Raw genomic sequence first — 19447 nt, forward strand, 5'->3', positions numbered from 1 at the left:
GGAAAATGGAATAGTCTTTTTTACTACTATTCAGCACTTCTAAATCTTGTATAAAAAAGTAACGCAACGATTAACAAAAGAAATGTTGAAAATCCTATATAATAGACGAGATAGCATATCTATTTTCTGAGTAATGAAACTCTCCCTTATAGGTAACGTATAAAAATTAGAAGTGTCAGCAGTTGGCCATGTATAATATATATTGATATCCAAGGAAGGAGAGTGCAAAATGCTTAATTTTTTTCTTATTGTCGGGGTAATCAGTTTCGTTGTTTCAGGTATTTTTATCGGTGCATTTACGACTGGGCAACAACAAAGAAGTAATTTTCATTCCGAAACAGCTGAACATTATCACTTTAGAACAAAAATAAGGCTCATTTCAGGTTTTATCGCATTCATTTCCTTCGCGATTTTGGCATTCCTCTATTTTTTATAAAATCTTTTTAAACAAAGTGGTTTAACCTTCATTGTCTACGGGTAGACATAGATTACAAGGCGGAACTACCAGAAGATGAACCTTGTAGACGAGCTACCTACAGGTGATTCTGATGATGATTTGCACAGCCTTGGCGGAAAATTTGCTTTGCTGACGATAGGTACACTCGTCAGGAACTAGTAGTCTACAGGTTCCGACCACGATGCGGTAACCAAGCAGTAAGGGTTCAATTTTTTGTGGAAGTGCATCTTGAAGACTGACTGCACAAGGAGCAGATTGCAGACGAATGTCTGTGACGGCCTTGACCGAAATGGCACAGCAGCTCAGCCCACTCAAACTGCACTGGCGGGCGTTATGAAATGATCGTCAGGAAGAACAGTTTTGAGCATTAACGAACAATCAAATTTTCCGAGTGCACCCCTTTTAAAGTGTGAAGGGGAAAGGAAAAAGCATGGTTCATCATGAGGGATCATGCTTTTTTCGTTTGTCATGCAAAAACGCCAGTTCCGAGAAGATCCTCGAAACTGGCGTTTTTTGTTAAGCAGTTCTATTTCAATCTTAGGCTTCACTAAGCACTTGCGCGTTCTCATTTAAACCGAGTGACTCCGCAGTCGACTTATGAATTTCTTGCAAGAGTTCCGGATTTTCAACCAGTGACTTTCCGAAAGAAGGGATCATTTCCTTCAATTTCGATTCCCATTCTCCCACGTGCTGCGGGAAACATTTGTCGATCACTTCAAGCATTACGTGCACCGCAGTCGAAGCTCCCGGAGAAGCTCCCAGTAACGCGGCAACCGACCCATCTGCAGCGCTTACAACTTCTGTCCCGAATTGCAATGTCCCTTTTCCACCGGCTTCTGTATCTTTAATGACTTGCACACGCTGACCGGCTACGACTAAATCCCAATCTTCACTTTTAGCATTTGGGATAAATTCGCGTAATTCTTCCATCCGTTTTTCTTTCGACAACATCACTTGCTGGATCAAATACGATGTCAATGGAAGATTTTTAGCACCTGCCGCTAGCAAAGTTGTCAGATTATCCGGTTTCACAGAAGCGAGCAGATCCATCATGGAACCTGTTTTCAGGAACTTTGGCGAGAATCCAGCAAACGGTCCAAATAACAATGATTTTTTTCCTTCGATAAAACGCGTGTCCAAATGTGGTACAGACATCGGAGGAGCACCGACAGCAGCTTTTCCGTATACTTTCGCATGGTGTTTCTCCACCACATCCGGATTTTTACATACCATGAAGAGACCGCTGATCGGAAATCCTCCGATATGCTTCCCTTCAGGAATCCCTGATTTTTGTAGCAGATGTAAGCTTCCGCCACCGCCACCGATAAAGACGAATTTGGCAGTATGTGTTTCAATTCTACCAGCGGCATCATTCTTCACTTTCACTTCCCAAGCACCATCGCTTGTCCGTTTCAGATCATCGACACTATGATTGTAATGGATCTCCACGTTTTGACGTTTCAAGTGATCAAAAAGCATGCGTGTCAAAGCACCGAAGTTCACATCAGTTCCTGAATCGATCTTTGTCGCTGCAATCGGTTCAGTCGACTGACGGTCGTTCATCATGACGGGAATCCAGTCCTTTAGTTTTTGCGGATCATCGGAAAATTCCATCCCTTGAAACAACGGATTGTTTGTCATCGTTTCAAAGCGTCTTTTCAAAAATGCTACGTTCTGTTCGCCCCGAACAAAACTCATATGAGGCAGCGGCATAATAAAGTCTTCAGGATTATGTAATAAATGGTTATTCACAAGATACGACCAAAATTGCATGGAAACCTGAAACTGTTCATTCACATTAATCGCCTTGCTTATATCCACGGTTCCGTCCGCTTTTTCGCTTGTGTAGTTTAGTTCACACAGTGCTGCATGCCCCGTTCCCGCATTATTCCATTCGTTGGAGCTCTCCTCCCCTGCATTTGCAAGCTTCTCAAATACCTTAATGTTCCAATCAGGCGCCAATTCCTTTAGCATCGTCCCCAAGGTCGCGCTCATGATACCCGCACCAATTAAAATAACATCTGTTCGTTTTACACTATTAGTCATACTTACCATCCTTCTACTCTTAACTTTGCAGAAAGGATACGCACCCCTTCTTCAGAACAAATGACAAGAAGTGACAAAATATCACCTTTTCTGTATCAATACTTATCTTATCGTATTATAACAAAATTATCTATAGATTATTATTTCTTCGTTTAGATCATGTAAATTTAGGCGTGAAGGAGAAGATTATGTGCAATTTGAGATACCAGTCCAATCCAAGTCCCGAGCCACTTTCCTATATACTTCAGGATGAATCCCCTAATCCTTTCACAGGAATTTTTGTACACCCTGTCCAAGTAAGTTGACTATAACAATGAAGGTGCCAGGCATGTAGACATACCTGGCACCTTCACTTGTTATTTTTTTGATAAAGCATTCTTAATCAGACCGATCTACAATATAACACAAAATGTATTTATTTCTTTCTAATACTAGCTTTTCCCTTGTTTTCAATTCGGCTATACGAACTGCTTTTATTTATTTGCAAATTTCATGATTGATTAGATTTGCAGGTCTTTCTCCATGTAAACCCGCTTTTAAATTTTCAGCTGCTAATTCGGCCATTTTTAATTCGGTTTCATGGGTGAATGAGCCGATATGCGGCAATGTGACTACATTCTTCAGTTTTAAAAGCTCATTATTAGGATTTACTGGTTCCTCTATAAAGACATCCAAACCTGCAGCTGCAATCTCCCTATTTTTTAGTGCTTCGATTAAATCCCTTTCTACAACTGTACTTCCACGGGAGACATTTATAAAGATTGCGGATGGTTTCATTAATTGAAACTCCTTCTTGCCGATTATGCCTTTTGTTTCCTTCGTTAACGGGGTAATAAGACAAACAAAATCAGATTGCTTAAGAAGGTTTTCCAAGCTCAGGTAAGTTGCATGAAAGCGCTCTTCTGCATCAGGTTTTGGTGTGCGGCTATGATACATAATATCCATGTTGAAACCGAAGTGAGCCCGTTGTGCAATCGCCAGACCAATCCGCCCCATCCCAATAATTCCAAGTGTTTTATGGTGGACATCCGTACCAAAGTATTCATTGGGAAGAGACTCTGTCCAGTAGCCTGTTTTCACATATTGATCCAATTCAGGCATTCTTCTTGCGGTGGAAAGCATCAGCCCCATTGCCATATCAGCTACTGTATCGGTTAACACACCGGGCATATTCGTTGCCATGATGTTTCGTTTCGTCAATTCTTCAATATCCAAGTTATTGTACCCTACAGATACATTACTGATGATTTTTAAATTGGGAGCCTTATCAAGCAATTCACGGACAGCTGGGAATCTTATTCCGATAATCCCTTCCGCTTCCTGTAAAAAACTAAGAAATTCCGGATCCTTATGAGGATCAATATTTTTAAATAAACGGACATCATAGTCTTTTTGAAGTTCTTCCAATACCGGTTTTTCTAAACGCACATAAGCGATAATCTTTTTTTTCATGGCTTCATCGTTCCCCACTCTAAATCATTTGCTAACCTCATGTGCACCTTTAGTTATTTTTGCGTTCAGCTGCAGGCGGAACCAACCGTTTCTCATCGCAATGATCATAATTATAAAAGTGAACCCTAAGGTTAACGTGATAAAAAGCCATGACTGTGAATTAACGACCATTATTGGTGCGAGGGTTATGATCATTAATTCTACTGGAGCAATCGCGATAAATGCTAATCCAAAGTCATCTAATGTATTACTTTTTAAATCGGGATCAACAATTCTTAATAGAGCAATACCCATTGCTACAGCCCCAGTTGTCCAGCCCCATGTAAATATTCCTCTTTCAAACCAATGCTCCTGGAAAAATCGTGGTGATAGAACAAAAAATTGAAACCATGCGATGAATAAACCAAAAGCAAATAAAATAGAAAGCGGAACTATATATTGTACGACGACTGGTAAGCTGATGGAAGCGATTCCAAATGCAACTAATAAATCTGCCGCTCCGCCACTAATTCGGCCAATAAGATCTTTTGAAAAATAGTCTTCTGTCTTCGTGACCGATAATATTTTTCTAACCGCCAATCCTATAAGAAAAGCGACGGAAAAAATGGGAATTGCTATATTCGGTAGTATGCTCATTCCCACCCCACTGAGGTAATAGGCTATAAATGCAATACCAATTATCAATGAGGCATGAAATATTAATGGATCAACAGACATTGATGAGACCGTATCTACTTCTGTCTTTTTTCTAGAATTTTGAGGTATTAAGCCCGTTTTAAGCTCTTTCGGAAGTTTATCGAAAGACGTGAGATATTTAGTATCTCCTTTCATTGATCCTCTTTTGATCCACACCAATCCTATTAAGATAGCACTTAATATCCCTACCGTTGCCGAAGTCATTGCAAGAGAGGTTGCTCCTTCCCATCCGTATTGGGAAAAGGCATCCCCAATAGCCGCAGCCGTGCCGTGTCCTCCAACGAAACCAGCGGCTAGGATTAGCCCAAAACCAGCATGCAGGTCATTCCAAATTGGATTGAGTAGGACTAAACTGAAAAGTAACCCCGCCCCCCACATAAATAACAATGGGATTTGAGAATAGGACCACATTCTCCCGACCCGATTTGAGATTTTCCTCCATTCCACTTTTGGCGATATAAGAGGCAAGGCTCCGAAAATCATGGCATTCAGTATTCCTGGATATGCCGCTATTTGTCCGGAAAAAGGGATAATATTAAATCCGTTCGGACCAAGAGCTAGCCCCAATATACCAGCTATAATGCTTGCCGGCAGAAAAATACGTTGAATCAATTTGACCTTTGCTCGTATGATGGTACCCAGTAAGAGCAGGAGAGCAATCAAACCCAAATCCGTAAATAATGTCCATGGTAAGAACTCCATTTTCTTTCCCCCAATCAATTGCAAACGTTTACAATATTTTTATCAATGAATAGCAAGCAAGGAGTATATAACTCATATAAAAGGTTGTTTTATTTAGCACCAAGCATCATTTATTTTATAATCCCATTCGAAATTCCCCTTAAATGCCCGTCGCATCCTTCAACGGTGTTACCATTTGTCCACCGGAGGATGCGACAGCCTTGACATTTTCCGTAAAAAATTGAGAACTTTTATTTAAGCCAGTACTGTTTATCATCCCAAAAACTTAAAATTTGACCGATATTTTTCTCATTTGCACGATCGAGAATCTTTTTGCCCCAAGCTACATCTTCAACAGCCAAACCATTAGTGATAAAGATAATTTTATCGTCCTGATTGGTACGTCCTGAAACTTTACCAGTTACGACATCACCTAAATCTTTAATTTTATCTTCTGTAAACCTTCCCTCATGTAAGGCCTTAATAACTGGAGCTGATGGAGCCCAAGATAAAATTTCCTCCTTAACGCCTTCTCTAGGGTAATCCATCTCATCTATAAACACTTTATGCGATTTCCAGTTATCGGCATAAATTTCAACATCTTTAATCCAATCATCGCTAGTAAAGTTAGGCGTTCCTGTTAGGCAGAGCAAAGACCCTTCTTTAAGTAAAGAGGTGTCGATAGCTGGTAATTCCTCACCAGAAGCAGCAATGTTAATGATGTCGATATTTTCAACTGCCTCATGAACATTATCAACTATGACTGTTTCAAGTCCTAGTTCCTCTTGTGCGTATTTTGCAAAACTTTCAGAGGCAGAACGATATGCATCATAAACATATACTTTCTTGATTCCTTGTATAGCAGTAGAAATTCCCAATAAAGTCGTTTTCCCAATCATTCCTGCCCCTATAATACCAACTGTCTCTGCCGATTCTTTGGCAAGATACTTAGAAGCAACTCCTGGCACGGCACCTGTTCTCATTTGGCTTAAAAGGTTACCTGACATAAAGGCCAGTGGCTTAACATTATCAGCATCATTTAAAATAATGGAATGAATCGAACGTGGGAGACCACGATCACGGTTGGCAATATTAGAGCCATACCACTTTTGCCCGCATAGATTATAGTCCCCTCCAAGATAGGCAATCATCGCGCAAAATCTTCTATCCGGTCCCGCCACAGGCATATTTTCTCCTCTTTTTTCTTTTGGGAACCAAATAAGATGACCATGATCATTTTCACTAGGTCCCCCCATTAAATAGTCACCTTTAGAAAGCAATTCAAAAGCATCTTCTACAGCTTCAAGACAGCCTTCCATGTCCAATACTCCAGCCTCTATCATGTCAGGTTCCGACAAAAATCTTAATCTCACACTTTGATCCATTACCTCTTCCTGATCCGCCAATAACCCTTTTCCTGTCAATACACTCTGATTCATACTTACACCCCTACTATTTAATTTTTTAATGAAATTTATGATGAAGTTCATGATGTACTACCATTCTAAAATGGAACAAAAACTATATCTCGGCCTTTTTTTTCAAAAAATCGCTGTTTCTATTCATTAGTCTGATTTTTGAAAACAACCACCTAATTGCCCTTGCATCTTTACTTTATTTGAACCTGTGAAATGTATAGTTCATAAAAATGGCGGTCCATGAAAAATCATGGACCGCTTGGCTCGACAAATACCGAACGTCTAGTAAAAAGGCAAACTGTCAATATCACTTTTGCTTATTGAGTTGCTTTTTTATGTCGGTTGGCGTTTTTGTATGTAAATGTTGAAGCGCGTATTGCTTTGGTGTAATCCCAACATACTTTTTAAAAACTCGAATGAAATGATTGTAATCCGTAAAACCTGATTTTTCACATACTATGAAAACTGGAATGTTTTCTTTTAAAAGTTCACAAGCCCGATAGATTCTGCGGGAAGAAATAAACTGATTAACAGTCGTTCCACAATACTGTTTAAAAATACGGTTAATGGTAGACTTGCTTCTAAAAAAGGTAGAGGAAATAACGTCAAGGTTTAAATCTAATTCCAAGTTGTCCAGAATATAATCGATTATTTTTTTCGCTAATTTATAATTCTCATCAGAAACACCGTGGGCTTGTTGCGAAACACCTTCTTTTCTCATTCTTAAAAGATAGAACAGAATTTCAGTTAATGTAAGCTTCTGAAAAACTTCAGCACCAAAATAGTCTGCTCTCAAATAATCGATTTGCCTACTTAATAGGCTCTCAAACATTAATATTCCATGCTGATCCAGCTTGATATGACAAGCATTCCCCATCTCTTTAAAATCAAAAAGGTCGACTAGATCATAGTCGGAAAAGGTATTCAGTGCTTCTATCACTTCTGGTTTAATATGTATTGTATAACGTTCAAACCATGCCCCATCAGGCACTAAAGTCATATGGGGAACAAACGAATCGATGATAAATACAGAACCTTTAGGAGCCTCGTAAAGCTCATTGTCGATGATAAATTTAAGATTGTCCGATACCGTGAAATGCACCTCATAGCTATCATGAAAATGCTGGCATTCCATAATATTCGATTGATTGATATTATGAATCGCCTGGATCCCTTTATCCACCGGTTGATAATATTTATCGTTCATACTCTCCACCTTCTTCTTTCATTAAACCCATTCACCCTTTTTTCGCTCATTCGCTTTAAGAATATCATAAGTTATTTATTCTGAATAGGAAGAATATAAAAACTTAAAAAGGGTTGTTCAACTGGAGCACGGGAAAGATATTTGATCAGCATACCACGATTCGGCGATCTTAATTTCATACTTGTACTTCTGCGGTCAGCTAAGAATGAAACAATCCATCCTATATGTACATTACCACTAAAGGATGAATTGTTTCCTATTTTATATTGTGATCAAATATACGCAGAAAAAAACTTGGAATGGAGTACATCCAAGCACCCTTTCTTGCAAACTACAAACAACCTATTCCACGGCTTTAACTTCGATTATCTTCATCTTTGTTCCTCAATCTTTCCCCTTTTCAGCAAAGATAAATGCTCGAAAGTTCACTGCCACGCATACCGATATTGAATGTCTGTGGTCTGCCTCTTCGTATGATTCGTCCAGCGGTTCCAAACACTCGTCTGATCTGCTTCATATTCGGGCAGAATCGGTTTGGTTTCCCCCGCTGCAAAATAGACAGGACCGTATTGCATGACGTCCATCACTTCGTTGCGACTATTAAAAAATCCGATTTCCATCTGCACCCATAAGCCTTGGCTGTGATTATTCTTCGCCATCACCAAATTTTCATAATAGGAATCACGGCAGCTAGAACTGGATGACCTGGAAAAGCAATTTTGCTCGGAAGTCACCAAGACCACAGAAACAGGATCATCAGTAGCAGGGACCACTTGTGCAAGCTGACGGTGTCCTTTATCCAGAACCAGGCTGTATGCATACTTCTGCCCCGCTGGCATGATGAAAATAAATATGATTAAAATCGTCAAACAGAACGTACCCATTGCGACCAGCACTTTCCCATATTGCGTAAACCATTCCCCGATGGAAACACGGATTGGTAGACTGGTTACAATGACGATAGCGAAAATGATGGCAAAGATGGCAACCATCAAGAAGAACATAATATTGATTTCTCCCCAAGCTGGAAAAAACGGCATCTCATGGGCAGACCAATAATGGAAATTGACCATAGTTGCAATGCCATACACAAAAAGCCAAATGACTAAACAAATGCACAAACAGCGTAAAAGAATACGATAATGGCGATGTTCAATGAGTGCGAAAAGAAACAGGATCATCGGAACCAAACCCGCTAGCATTAAGAGGTAGGTGAAAATCATACGTTTCGTTCCCCCTCTCGAAAGCGAAACGGCTCACGCTCGCACGACAATGTCTGTTCGGAGACGATCATCTCGTTCGGGAACAGTCTTGCAACGACAGGACGCACGGACTCCAGCAATGTTTGCTGCATGACTTCATAATTATTCGGGTTCGATTTCCAACGGTCAAATATATAAAAATAGTCATCATGCCAATGGGTATACACTTGCCAATGCATCCATCGCCAGCCGATGCCCGTCATGAGCCGGACTTTTTGAGAACCGAGCTGATGAGCCATTTGAAAAGGAAGCTTGGCAACCTTCTGCATGATTGGAAAAGCTTTATGCAAATCCTGCAGAAGATCAATCATGGTATCTGAACGGAATCGCTCAGCGTTTCTCCATAAGATGGAATCCTTCTGATCGGCCGTCGGTTCATAATAGCTCCGTACTCTTTCAAATAGTGTCACCACAAATTCCGCTTCTTCCCGTTCCATTCGTATAAGCGACAGCGCTTTGTCATTGTCTTTTAACGATGGGAAAAGTTCCAAATAGGTTTGGAAGGCTTTCACTCCTTTATGTGGCTTTGGGGAGGGCTGTTGCCATTCGCGAATTTTCGTCGGATTGAAAAATACATCTGCAATTTTGCCGAGTGCCTGTAGATTTCGTTCAACCGTCATACATTGCTCAATAGCATTCCTGTCAGAGAGAATGGTCATCCGATCAGCTTGGTGTTCGATCAAATAACCGCCACTCCGGTTCCCCTTCTCAACAAGTAGCCATTCCAACAACCGGCCATGTTGTTCATACACGATACGAAGCTTGCAATCTTCCACGTCCGGTATGACCGAACGGAGTCCTTCATGTTGAAGTCTCCTTTCCACGATTTCCTTTATTGCATCCATGACATCACCCTTATTTCATAATCTGCTTCCTTCTTTACGTACCATACTGGGATAAGTTTCAACTCGATCGATTAAAACCTGGATTGGGAAATCTATAGCAAAAAAGCCCTCTTTCTAAAAAAGAGGGCTTCCAAAAATTTGCATAATCTACAACTCTTCGTAATCGAGATACTTTATGATGAAATAAGTCTACTCAGAAATCTCCTTCACTGCCGCTTTTCCTGCCTCCAACAACACTTTACTCCGGCTCAAGAAAACACCGGCAATAAGAATGAGGATGCCTGTTCCTACAAGTAGCCATTCAATTTTCACAACATCCGAAATCGGCCCGAAAATGAGCATTCCAATCGGCATCATGGAAGTGGAAATCATCCCGAACACGCCGAAGACCCGTCCTAAATAATTACTATCCACTTTCTCTTGCACTAACACCATCGTTGGCGTATTGAAAATCGGCATCGCAATGCCAAACACAGCCATGAACATCAAATAGATCCAAAAAATCGGGACAATCCCCAATGCAAACGTGCAGATGCCCATCAACACACTCGCAAAGGTCATCGTATGCACTCTGTTGGAAAAACCGCCCCAAGCAGCAATGATGCCTCCACCAGCCATCATTCCGACCGAAAAAGCGATTTCGATGGCGGTCAGGCGCCACACATCGTCACCGAAACTGCGCGCCACTTGCAAAGGTGTCAAAAATGCCGCAGGTGCCATCAATACAAAGAAGATAGCGAAAAAGAGAAAGAACTTTTTCAAGAACGCATGCTGGTTAATATAGGACAAACCTTCCTTGAAATCACTCATATAACTCGTTGTCTGTTCTGTAGCCGCCTTCTCATGCACGGCAATTTTCAGCAATGTCACTAACGTGAAAATCGCAATCGCCGCGGTGATGACATCAATGAAGAAAATCACCTCAAGGGAAGTCATCGTCAATAATGCCGCGCTAACCATCGGGGCCACAAACATGATAACCGCTTGAAGACTCCCATTCGTGCCATTCACTTTCGTCAGCTGATCCTCTGGCACAATTTGCGGCAAAATCGCCCCGATTGCTGGGGTCTGGATGCCCGCTCCAACAGCCCGGATCGCCGCCATGACAAACAGTAACCAAATGGCGTCATACCCCATTAGGAACAAGATGGCGAGGATGAGCGTCGATAGCGCAATCAATCCGTCCGAAACGATAATTAGGATTTTCCGATTGTAACGGTCTGCCCACACCCCTGCCACCGGTGATAATAAGAACGTCGGGATAAAACCACAGATGATGAACAACGTCATCATCATCCCCGACTGTGTAGTTAACGTAATATGCCACATAATCGCATATTGGACTAAAGAAGAGCCAAAAAGAGAAATCGTTTGGCTACTTAAAAAGATAATAATATTTCTTTTCCAGTTTTCATATGCAGAATTCATCTGATTCACGACCTTTTATAAATTAGTATTACTAGTTCAAAACGGTAAGGTCCTATCTTACTGGAAATATTCGTTCGTCATTTATATTTTTAGACAGCAAAAAAGAGGGCAGACTCGTCTCCCTCTTCTAAATGATTCATTAAGTTTTCCTCAAATAGACAGACCAATCCCTTTACCCTGCCTAATAAGCAGAGCTTTTGAACGTATTCAGTTAACGGTTCAAAACTTGGATTCTAAGTCTCATTGATGCTGTCACAAGGAAAACCTCCGTTTCTGTTGAAGTAAGCTTCATTTTACCATAGGCTTTTCCGCTTTTTCAACTGTTAAAGGAAATGATCGACAATTGTTAATGCGTCCGGACTGCACAGTCAAATCACATCAACACCCCCTTTTAAATGAAGAGGCAATCAGTCATCCTAAAATTTAAGCAGAAAAAAGCGAGAACATTTTCTCTCGCTTTTTTTCTATCCTTATTGAAGTCCACCGATTTCCTTCTCATAATCCACTGGTTTAGGTGCAACTTTTGCTCGCTCCAAAGCAGGTGTGTCAGGACGTGCAACTTGATAAACCGCTGCCCCAACGATTTCTGCTGTTTCTTGGAGTTTCGCTTTACTGATTTTATCTAAGGAATCCTCTGGTGAATGGTACCAAGGCTCAGTAGGGCTATGAATAAATAGGGCAGCTGGAATGCCCGCATAATAAAACGGCACATGGTCACTTCGTCCCTCTTGTCCATAAGTTAACGTAGTCCCTGTTCTCACCCCAGCAGCTGCTGCAAGGTCAGTGACGACATTTTTCTCCCCATCTACCGTGAACATGACCAGATCACCGGCATCTCGACTTCCTACCATATCCAATTGGAACATACCGACAATTCTATCACGCTCATCTTGGGAAAGAGTTTCAACATAGGCATAGGATCCAAGAAGTCCCAGCTCTTCAGCACCGAACGATACGAAACGGATTTCCGTATCCGTAGGCATATTGGCCATGACACGGGCTAACTCAATGGAAGTGGCTACTCCGGAAGCATCGTCATTCGCACCTGGAGACCCCGCAACGGAGTCGTGATGGGCACCGACAACGATAATCTGGTCTGTCGCTTTCTTTTTATTCGAAGGTTCTTTAACAGCAACTACATTATGGGACGTTTTCTGTAGAACGCCGCCACCCGCTACTTTGACTGTTGCTGAAATGGCTTGTCCATTTGCTAATGCCAGGGCTATCCGATCACCATCGTCTTGTGAAAGAGAAACGGTAGGTACAAACGCATCATTCGTTGCACCAAGCGTTCCATTTAACGAACCTGACGTATTGTTATAGATGATCACTGCAGATGCTCCCGCCTTAGCAGCGTTTAGCACTTTGTCTGCAAAGGAAATGTCCCCTCTTCTAACCAAAGCAATCTTACCCGTTAAATCGACACCTGCCAAGTCAGCTTCTGTTCCAAGCCCTACGTCAACCACTTCGCCTGTTACTTCCCCATTCGGCGTGTAAGTGAAGCTATCGGATTTCAACAAATCACCCGCTACTGTAACGGAAACGGTTGGTGCCTCATAACTTTCAATCGTAAAAGGCTGAATCTCGGTATCGTATCCAAATGAAGCATATTTCGCTTCGATATACTGAACTGCAACCCATTCAGCTTGTGTACCCGCTATACGCGGTTCACTAGAAAGATGCCCAATGTCATTATAAATGTTATCGACATTGATTCTTTTGATAATTTTATTATCAAAAGCTTGTTGTGTCTGAGCGGATGGAGCAGTTGCTTCCTGTGCATATGCTGCTGGTAGCCCGACGATTAAACTTGTAGCCAATACAAATGCAATAAACGGTTTTCTTCTCATCCTTCATCATACCTCCTAAATAATACTTGTTTCCCTATCAAGTATAATTAATAGAATAATTTGATAAAGTCCATTTAGAACCAATTTTCTGGATAGTTCTTTTGGTAAATAAATGAAAGAAAAGAAGGAACTTCATCTAAAAAAGTGTATACAAGACCCATCATCGTGCGATAAATTGTACGCTTGAAGTAATACTTTCTTAACCCCTATAAGTAAAAAGTTCTAGAGCAAAGGTCTTTCCTATTACATCGTTTCTAGAGCGCCAAAGATCCCTTACTGAATCCAATCATCCACGTTAAGGTACAAAAACGTACAAAAAAAGACAGCTACTAGAGCTGCCTTTCCGGATTCAATCAATGAACATTATAGCGTTACGCGTGTACCTGTTTTCCCTTCAAGAGCATCTTGAAGTTTATCCATTGTAGTGATAATGACGTTTTTGCCACCTTTTTTCAGGAACAGAATAGCTGCTTCGATTTTTGGACCCATGCTTCCTTTAGGGAAATGGCCTTCATCCATATAACGCAGTGCTTCTTCAACAGTCATTTCAAATAGGTTTTCTTGTTGTGGCGTACCGAAGTGGATCGCTACTTGCTCAACACCCGTTACGATGAATAGGTAATCTGCATTGATTTCTGCAGCCAATAGAGCACTTGCGAAGTCTTTATCGATAACCGCATCTGTACCTTTTAGCATGCCGTTTTCTTCGATAACAGGGATTCCACCGCCGCCAGCTGTAATAACTGTAATTTCTTTATCAAGTAGAGCTTGAATTGCCTCTTTCTCAACAATTGTAACTGGTTTTGGAGAAGCAACGACACGTCTGTATCCTCTTCCGCTGTCCTCGATGTAAGAGATTTTTTCTGTTTCAAGGATTTTGTCTAGCTCTTCCTGTGTATAGAATGGACCGATTGGTTTTGTCGGATTATCGAAAGCCGGATCTTCTTTAGAAACAACCGCTTGTGTAACGATTGTCGCAACAGGTTTATTGATATTGCGTTCAACCATTTTATTTCTAAATGCTTGTTGAATTAAGTAACCTAAGTTACCTTGCGTTTCAGCATCTAAAACATCTAGCGGATAAGCTGGAACAACAGATTCTGCCATTTGGTTTTTAATTAATGAGTTACCAACCTGTGGGCCATTACCATGTGTAATGACAACTGTATTTCCTTGTTCAATTAGTCCAAGAACAGGTTCACAGACTTCGTTAATATTTTGTTGTTGTTCTTCAAGTGTTCCTTTTTGATCTTCTTTAATAATCGCGTTTCCGCCGATCGCTAATACAATTTTGCTCATTGAGACGTCTCCTTTAGTAAAGTAACATAAATTTTCTTTTCATTTTTAACTTGATGATCTTGCATAGCAAGCACTTACATTTTTCACAGAAAAGAGGAGAGGAACTAGCTAAAACTATCCCTCTCCAACTAAATCCATTATTTTGCTTCGACTAGTCCAAGCTTCACTGCGTAAGCTTCGATCGCTTTTTCAAAGCATGCTAATGGCGCACGAACCGTACCTGCACCGATTTGGCCAACGCCAGCTTCTTTATGCGCGATACCTGTGTTGATAACCGGCTCGATTCCTTTATCAACAACTTTTCTTGCGTCAATTCCTAGGCAAGCACCTTGGAAATCCCAAGTTGGAATTGAGAAGTTAGGGTTATGATCGATACAGATTTCAATCATATCATTACTTGTGTTTACTGCATCGTCCATACCGCCAGCACCTACGAAACGAGTAACCCCAGGAGCAGCGATCATCGCCATACCGCCAACACCGAATGTTTCAGTGATCGCACTGTCACCCATGTCCGCACAAGCCATGTCTTGATCATAGCCTGTGAAGAAGAGACCTTGTGGTGTGTTAACAGGCGCTGTGAACCATTGGTCGCCCATACCTGCGATACGGATTCCGAACTCATATCCGTTACGGCACATTGCTGTAACAACTGTACCATGTTGGATTTGGCGTGCTGAATCCATTACCGCTTTCGTTGAAGCCATTGCAATGTTCAAGAAGTACTGATCTGTGTCAGCAAGGAATTGAATAACGTCCTGCTTGTCTTTTTCGTTCACATCTGTTTGTAGGATGAATGGAACGATTTCTTTTAGGAAAATAAGTGATCCTGCAATATTACGTTGGTGGAATTCGTCGCCCATTGTAATTGCACGAGCCATCATAACGTTGACGTTTAAGCCGTCACCTTTTACTTGAAGTGCTTTAGAAAGTGTTGGACCAAGTACATCTCTGAACCAGTTTAGACGGTTGATAACGTCATCTGAGTATGCACCGAAACGAAGTACTGCGCCGATTCCTTCATTCATTGTACAATATGCACGGTTACCGCCGTCACGGTTTTCAGCAACAAGAACTGGCATACTTCCAGAAGTGATGCCTCCCATTGGGCCGACTGCATTTACATGGTGACATGGGATGAATTCGATTTCACCATTTTCAAGCATTGCACGTGCTTCATCTGGGTTTGATGCCCAGCCTTCAAATAATGTAGCACCAATACAAGATCCTTGCATCGGGCTTGTCATGTTTTCCCACTTGATTGGCGGTCCTGCATGAAGTAATACTTTCCCGTTTAACTCTTCAATAACGGATTTGGCTGGAACTACATCAATTAGAAATGGTGCGCCTGATACGACTTTATCAATAACTGCTTGGTTTGCTTCATCAATTGTTTTATATTGTCCGTACATTATGCTTTCCTCCTAAAAAATTCAATGATCGTGTAAATCTTTTTTCTAATTACCTTTAAAGGCGCTTAGATTATCGAAGTACACGCAAGACTTCGCGCAATCTTGGATTTCCGCCAGCAGATGGCTGCCAGTCGTATTGTACAACCCGACCACCGTTTGCAGTGATTGCTTCTGTAAATTTCTTCAATCCAACGTTCACTACGCTTGGTTTTTCAGTCAAAAGTTGTTCGATTGCTTCTGAAACTGTAATTTCAACCTTTGCAGTTTCTTCCGCAGGAACAAGCTCTTTTGTTACTTCTTCGATTTGGATGTCAAGCATTGCCAAAGCAGTTAGAGCAGCTTGGTTATTGCTATCACGAAGGATAACGCCAGCTTTTTCTAGCTTCGCTTTTTGCTCGTCTAGATCTTGTGGATCTTGATCCGTACCGCAAACCGTTGCAACAAAGTAAATGTTACGGCCATTTGCTTTTGTTTCTTGTTGAATTTTTTCGATGCCAGGGATCAATGCATCAGCCATATCATCATGTGAACCATAACCAAGTACCACATCAAATAGGATGACTGCTGTTGATTCATCTTGTGCAGCTTTTTGGAAGAATTGGATACGTGTATCCGGGTCGATCATTGGGTGTGGTTTACCTTGTGTATAGATGTCGTCCCCAAGGTCGATTACTTGGAAGCCGTTTGTATTTAGAAGGTAACCCGCTTCATCATGATCCGTTTCGCCAAGGTTTAGGCCTCTGCTGATCAAAGTAGCTGCTTCATAACCAAGCGTACCACCTGAATATAGACCTTTGATTGTTTTTTGTTCTGGTTTCAAGTCCACTGCAGGCACTTCTGCATGGAGTTTATTGTAATTTGGTTTGATTGGGTTGCCTTTAGCAAGATCTACAGCGATTGCAGCTGTTTCTTCAAGCGTATTGGCATAGTATACATTTCCTTCATGGTTATGTGGCTCTTCACCAAGGAAAATAGCAACAACCGGTTTAGAAATGCTTTGTAGTAATTGGACAACTTCGTCACGCACTTCTTTAGCTGGTGGCTTAGAAATAAGTGTGATGACTTCTGTTTTACTATGTTGCGCTAGCGCTTTAATACCATCAAGCATTGTGATTGCACCGATTTTATCAGCAAGGTCACGGCCACCCGTACCGATTGCATGGCTCACGCCGCTGCCTAGACGGTCAATTTCAGTTGTTACTTCTTGGATACCCGTTCCAGAAGCACCGATTACACCAATTTTACCTGTTTTGATAACGTTCGCGAATGCAAGTGGAACACCAGAAACAACCGCTGTACCAGCATCAGGACCCATAACAAGAAGACCTTTTTCATGCGCTTTCTCTTTAATACGTCGCTCGTCTTCGATTGTTACGTTATCACTAAAGATCATAACGTGCATATCTCGGTCTAACGCTTTTTCTGCTTCTTCAGCAGCATATTGACCTGGTGTAGAAATGATTGCAAGGTTTGCACTAGGAAGTGCTCTCATCGCTTTATCCCATGTATTTACCGTTTCAAACGCTTCTTTGCTACCAGCAATTGCTTGGTTGCTTAAGTAGTTATCGACTTCATCAAGTACTTCTTGAATTTTCTCTTCTTGATCTGTGTCAACAACGATACACATATCATTGGAAGCAGCCGCTTCAAGCTCTTCTGTGAAAAGGCCCGCAGTTTTGAAGATATCTTTGTTCGCAGGCGTCCCCATCATGATTTGAGTTTTGTTTACGCCTTCCATTGTTGCAATTTTATTCGTGAGAAGCATTAGGTTAACTGAATCCTGGTATGAATTCTGTTTTACGATCGTATAAAGCATGTTTTCACGCACCTCTTCATGATTATTTGTACATCTATACTATCAATTGCGCCTCGGCGTAATTGCGTCCAGATTTTGAATTGAGGCCTACAGGATGTAGGTCATGCAGTCGTTGCGACAGGACGTCGCGCACTTAGACTGCCTTCCATAACTCCCTTCAAAATCTGTGACATCCGCCGGAGGCTTAACTTGAATCAGCAAATCTTTTTGTACTGAAAGCGAAGCGTCAGCTACAGGGAGTTTGAACCAGCTCTGATCGAAATGCATTCTGGCATTCATCCCGCCACTTATGGCAGTCGGGGACTTCTGCTGAATCAAGTTAAAGAAAATTAGCTACGCCACAGGCAAAATCGGCGTGGGAAAGGGGGCGGCTACTAAAGCAGACCACCCTGTATCCTTCAAAAAACTTATTTAGCAAAAGGGCTTTTACTGTCATATGCATTGTTATGAACAACGTCTGAAACTAAATAATCATAAATATGATCTACAATTTCAATGCCGTCTTCTTCGTATTTCTTCTCCCGTTCAGCACTTCTTTGTCCAGGGTAAGAAACCTGATCGAAACCGGAAGCCGGTTTAATGTTGTTCAGGTCCTGCATAGTTGTGGCAATGCCTTCTTGGAAAGCACTTAATCCTGTAAAGTATTCCGGATTAATGACGATATGAAGCTGTCCGAGATTTCGATATTCCGTGAGATCATGGTACATGGACGACACTTTGTTTCCGAATGGAAGTCCTAGTAAGATGCCGGATAAGACGTCAACCATCATCATAAGGCCATATCCTTTTGGTCCGGCGATCGGTACTAAAGCATTCACTTTAAATGGATCAGTTGTCGGCTCTCCATTGCTATCAACAGCCCATGTGTCCGGAATGGATTCATTTTTTGAACGAGCATGAAGAATTTTACCCCAAGCTTGAACGGTTGTGGCCATATCAAATGTAATATGCTCGCCGTTTTTACCAGGAGCTGCAAAAGCAATCGGGTTTGTTCCGTAATAAGGTTCAGAACCGCCAAAAGGAACGACCATCGGATCCGATTGGCACACGGAGATACCGACCAAATTCTCATTTGCGGCCTGTTGGACAAAGTAAGAAAGAGCGCCACTATGGCCGATTCTTCTAACACCAACAACGGCTACCCCATTTTCTTTTGCCATTTGGATCGCTTCGTCCATTGCTAACTTCGCTGCTACATGCCCTACCCCATTATCGCCATCAAAAATAGCTGTGCAAGGTCCCGTTTTTTCAAATTTAAAATCGGGATTGTTATTCAATCCACCTTTAGCAATTCGTTCAGCATAATATTCGACTCGCATTGCCCCGTGAGAATGAACACCTCTGGCATCGGCATGAACAAGCACGTCTGCAACGCCACTCGCATGATCCTCAGTCAATCCTGCTTTGTGAAGCTTTTTCACAATTAGATCCTTCAACTGCTCTTTACTTAATCTCATTCCACACACCCCTTTTAAGTTGTTCCTCGATCAATCACGCCGGAGGTTTAACTGGAATCGGCAGGAAGTTCGCACTTCCTCTGATTCCAGTTCAACCGGTTTATCTCTATTCGCCAGTAGA

At 41.6% G+C, this 19447-nt stretch carries 14 protein-coding genes; 1 reads left to right on the forward strand and 13 read right to left on the reverse strand.

Annotated elements, in window-relative coordinates:
- Positions 1 to 229 precede the first annotated feature (229 nt).
- Positions 230 to 436: a DUF5316 family protein gene (locus tag ACFPRA_RS04495; protein WP_381431162.1), complete on the forward strand. Its 207-nt coding sequence runs from the start codon at positions 230 to 232 to the stop codon at positions 434 to 436.
- 558 nt (positions 437 to 994) lie between these two features.
- Here the strand turns inward: ACFPRA_RS04495 and ACFPRA_RS04500 are convergent.
- The 13 genes from ACFPRA_RS04500 to allD form a co-directional block, all read right to left on the reverse strand.
- Positions 995 to 2503 carry a malate:quinone oxidoreductase gene (locus ACFPRA_RS04500; RefSeq protein WP_381431164.1) on the reverse strand — a complete coding sequence of 503 codons (1509 nt, stop codon included), beginning with the start codon at positions 2501 to 2503 and terminating at the stop codon, positions 995 to 997.
- A 477-nt stretch (positions 2504 to 2980) separates the two neighbouring features.
- Complete coding sequence (locus tag ACFPRA_RS04505; protein WP_381431166.1) at positions 2981 to 3955, reverse strand: 2-hydroxyacid dehydrogenase; 975 nt, start codon at positions 3953 to 3955, stop codon at positions 2981 to 2983.
- 24 nt (positions 3956 to 3979) lie between these two features.
- The gene (locus ACFPRA_RS04510; RefSeq protein ID WP_381431168.1) at positions 3980 to 5353 is read right to left on the reverse strand and encodes a sodium/glutamate symporter; all 1374 of its coding nucleotides are present in this window, start codon (positions 5351 to 5353) and stop codon (positions 3980 to 3982) included.
- 230 nt (positions 5354 to 5583) lie between these two features.
- Positions 5584 to 6771 carry a tyramine oxidase subunit B gene (locus ACFPRA_RS04515; RefSeq protein WP_381431170.1) on the reverse strand — a complete coding sequence of 396 codons (1188 nt, stop codon included), beginning with the start codon at positions 6769 to 6771 and terminating at the stop codon, positions 5584 to 5586.
- A gap of 286 nt (positions 6772 to 7057) precedes the next feature.
- Complete coding sequence (locus ACFPRA_RS04520; RefSeq protein WP_381431172.1) at positions 7058 to 7957, reverse strand: helix-turn-helix domain-containing protein; 900 nt, start codon at positions 7955 to 7957, stop codon at positions 7058 to 7060.
- 425 nt (positions 7958 to 8382) lie between these two features.
- Positions 8383 to 9180, reverse strand: a complete 798-nt coding sequence (locus ACFPRA_RS04525) for a hypothetical protein (protein WP_381431174.1) — start codon at positions 9178 to 9180, stop codon at positions 8383 to 8385.
- Positions 9177 to 10064 (reverse strand): hypothetical protein, encoded by an 888-nt coding sequence (locus ACFPRA_RS04530; protein WP_381431176.1) that lies wholly within the window; start codon positions 10062 to 10064, stop codon positions 9177 to 9179. The genes ACFPRA_RS04525 and ACFPRA_RS04530 overlap by 4 nt, the downstream gene beginning before the upstream one ends.
- A 189-nt stretch (positions 10065 to 10253) precedes the next feature.
- The gene (locus ACFPRA_RS04535) at positions 10254 to 11492 is read right to left on the reverse strand and encodes an MFS transporter (RefSeq protein WP_381431178.1); all 1239 of its coding nucleotides are present in this window, start codon (positions 11490 to 11492) and stop codon (positions 10254 to 10256) included.
- A gap of 470 nt (positions 11493 to 11962) precedes the next feature.
- Positions 11963 to 13342 (reverse strand): M28 family peptidase, encoded by a 1380-nt coding sequence (locus tag ACFPRA_RS04540; protein ID WP_381431181.1) that lies wholly within the window; start codon positions 13340 to 13342, stop codon positions 11963 to 11965.
- Positions 13343 to 13705: 363 nt separating this feature from the next.
- On the reverse strand, positions 13706 to 14641 hold the full coding sequence (gene arcC, locus ACFPRA_RS04545; protein ID WP_381431183.1) for a carbamate kinase: 936 nt from the start codon (positions 14639 to 14641) through the stop codon (positions 13706 to 13708).
- A 137-nt stretch (positions 14642 to 14778) separates the two neighbouring features.
- A complete protein-coding gene (locus ACFPRA_RS04550; protein ID WP_381431185.1) occupies positions 14779 to 16053 on the reverse strand; it encodes a YlbE family protein in 1275 nt (424 codons plus the stop codon).
- A 70-nt stretch (positions 16054 to 16123) separates the two neighbouring features.
- Positions 16124 to 17869 carry an acyl-CoA synthetase FdrA gene (fdrA, locus tag ACFPRA_RS04555; RefSeq protein ID WP_381431187.1) on the reverse strand — a complete coding sequence of 582 codons (1746 nt, stop codon included), beginning with the start codon at positions 17867 to 17869 and terminating at the stop codon, positions 16124 to 16126.
- Between the two features lie 407 nt (positions 17870 to 18276).
- Positions 18277 to 19326, reverse strand: a complete 1050-nt coding sequence (allD, locus tag ACFPRA_RS04560; RefSeq protein WP_381431189.1) for an ureidoglycolate dehydrogenase — start codon at positions 19324 to 19326, stop codon at positions 18277 to 18279.
- Between the last annotated feature and the right edge of the window lie 121 nt (positions 19327 to 19447).

Origin of the sequence: Sporosarcina soli (assembly GCF_042655805.1) — a bacterium.
Lineage (GTDB): Bacteria > Bacillota > Bacilli > Bacillales_A > Planococcaceae > Sporosarcina > Sporosarcina soli.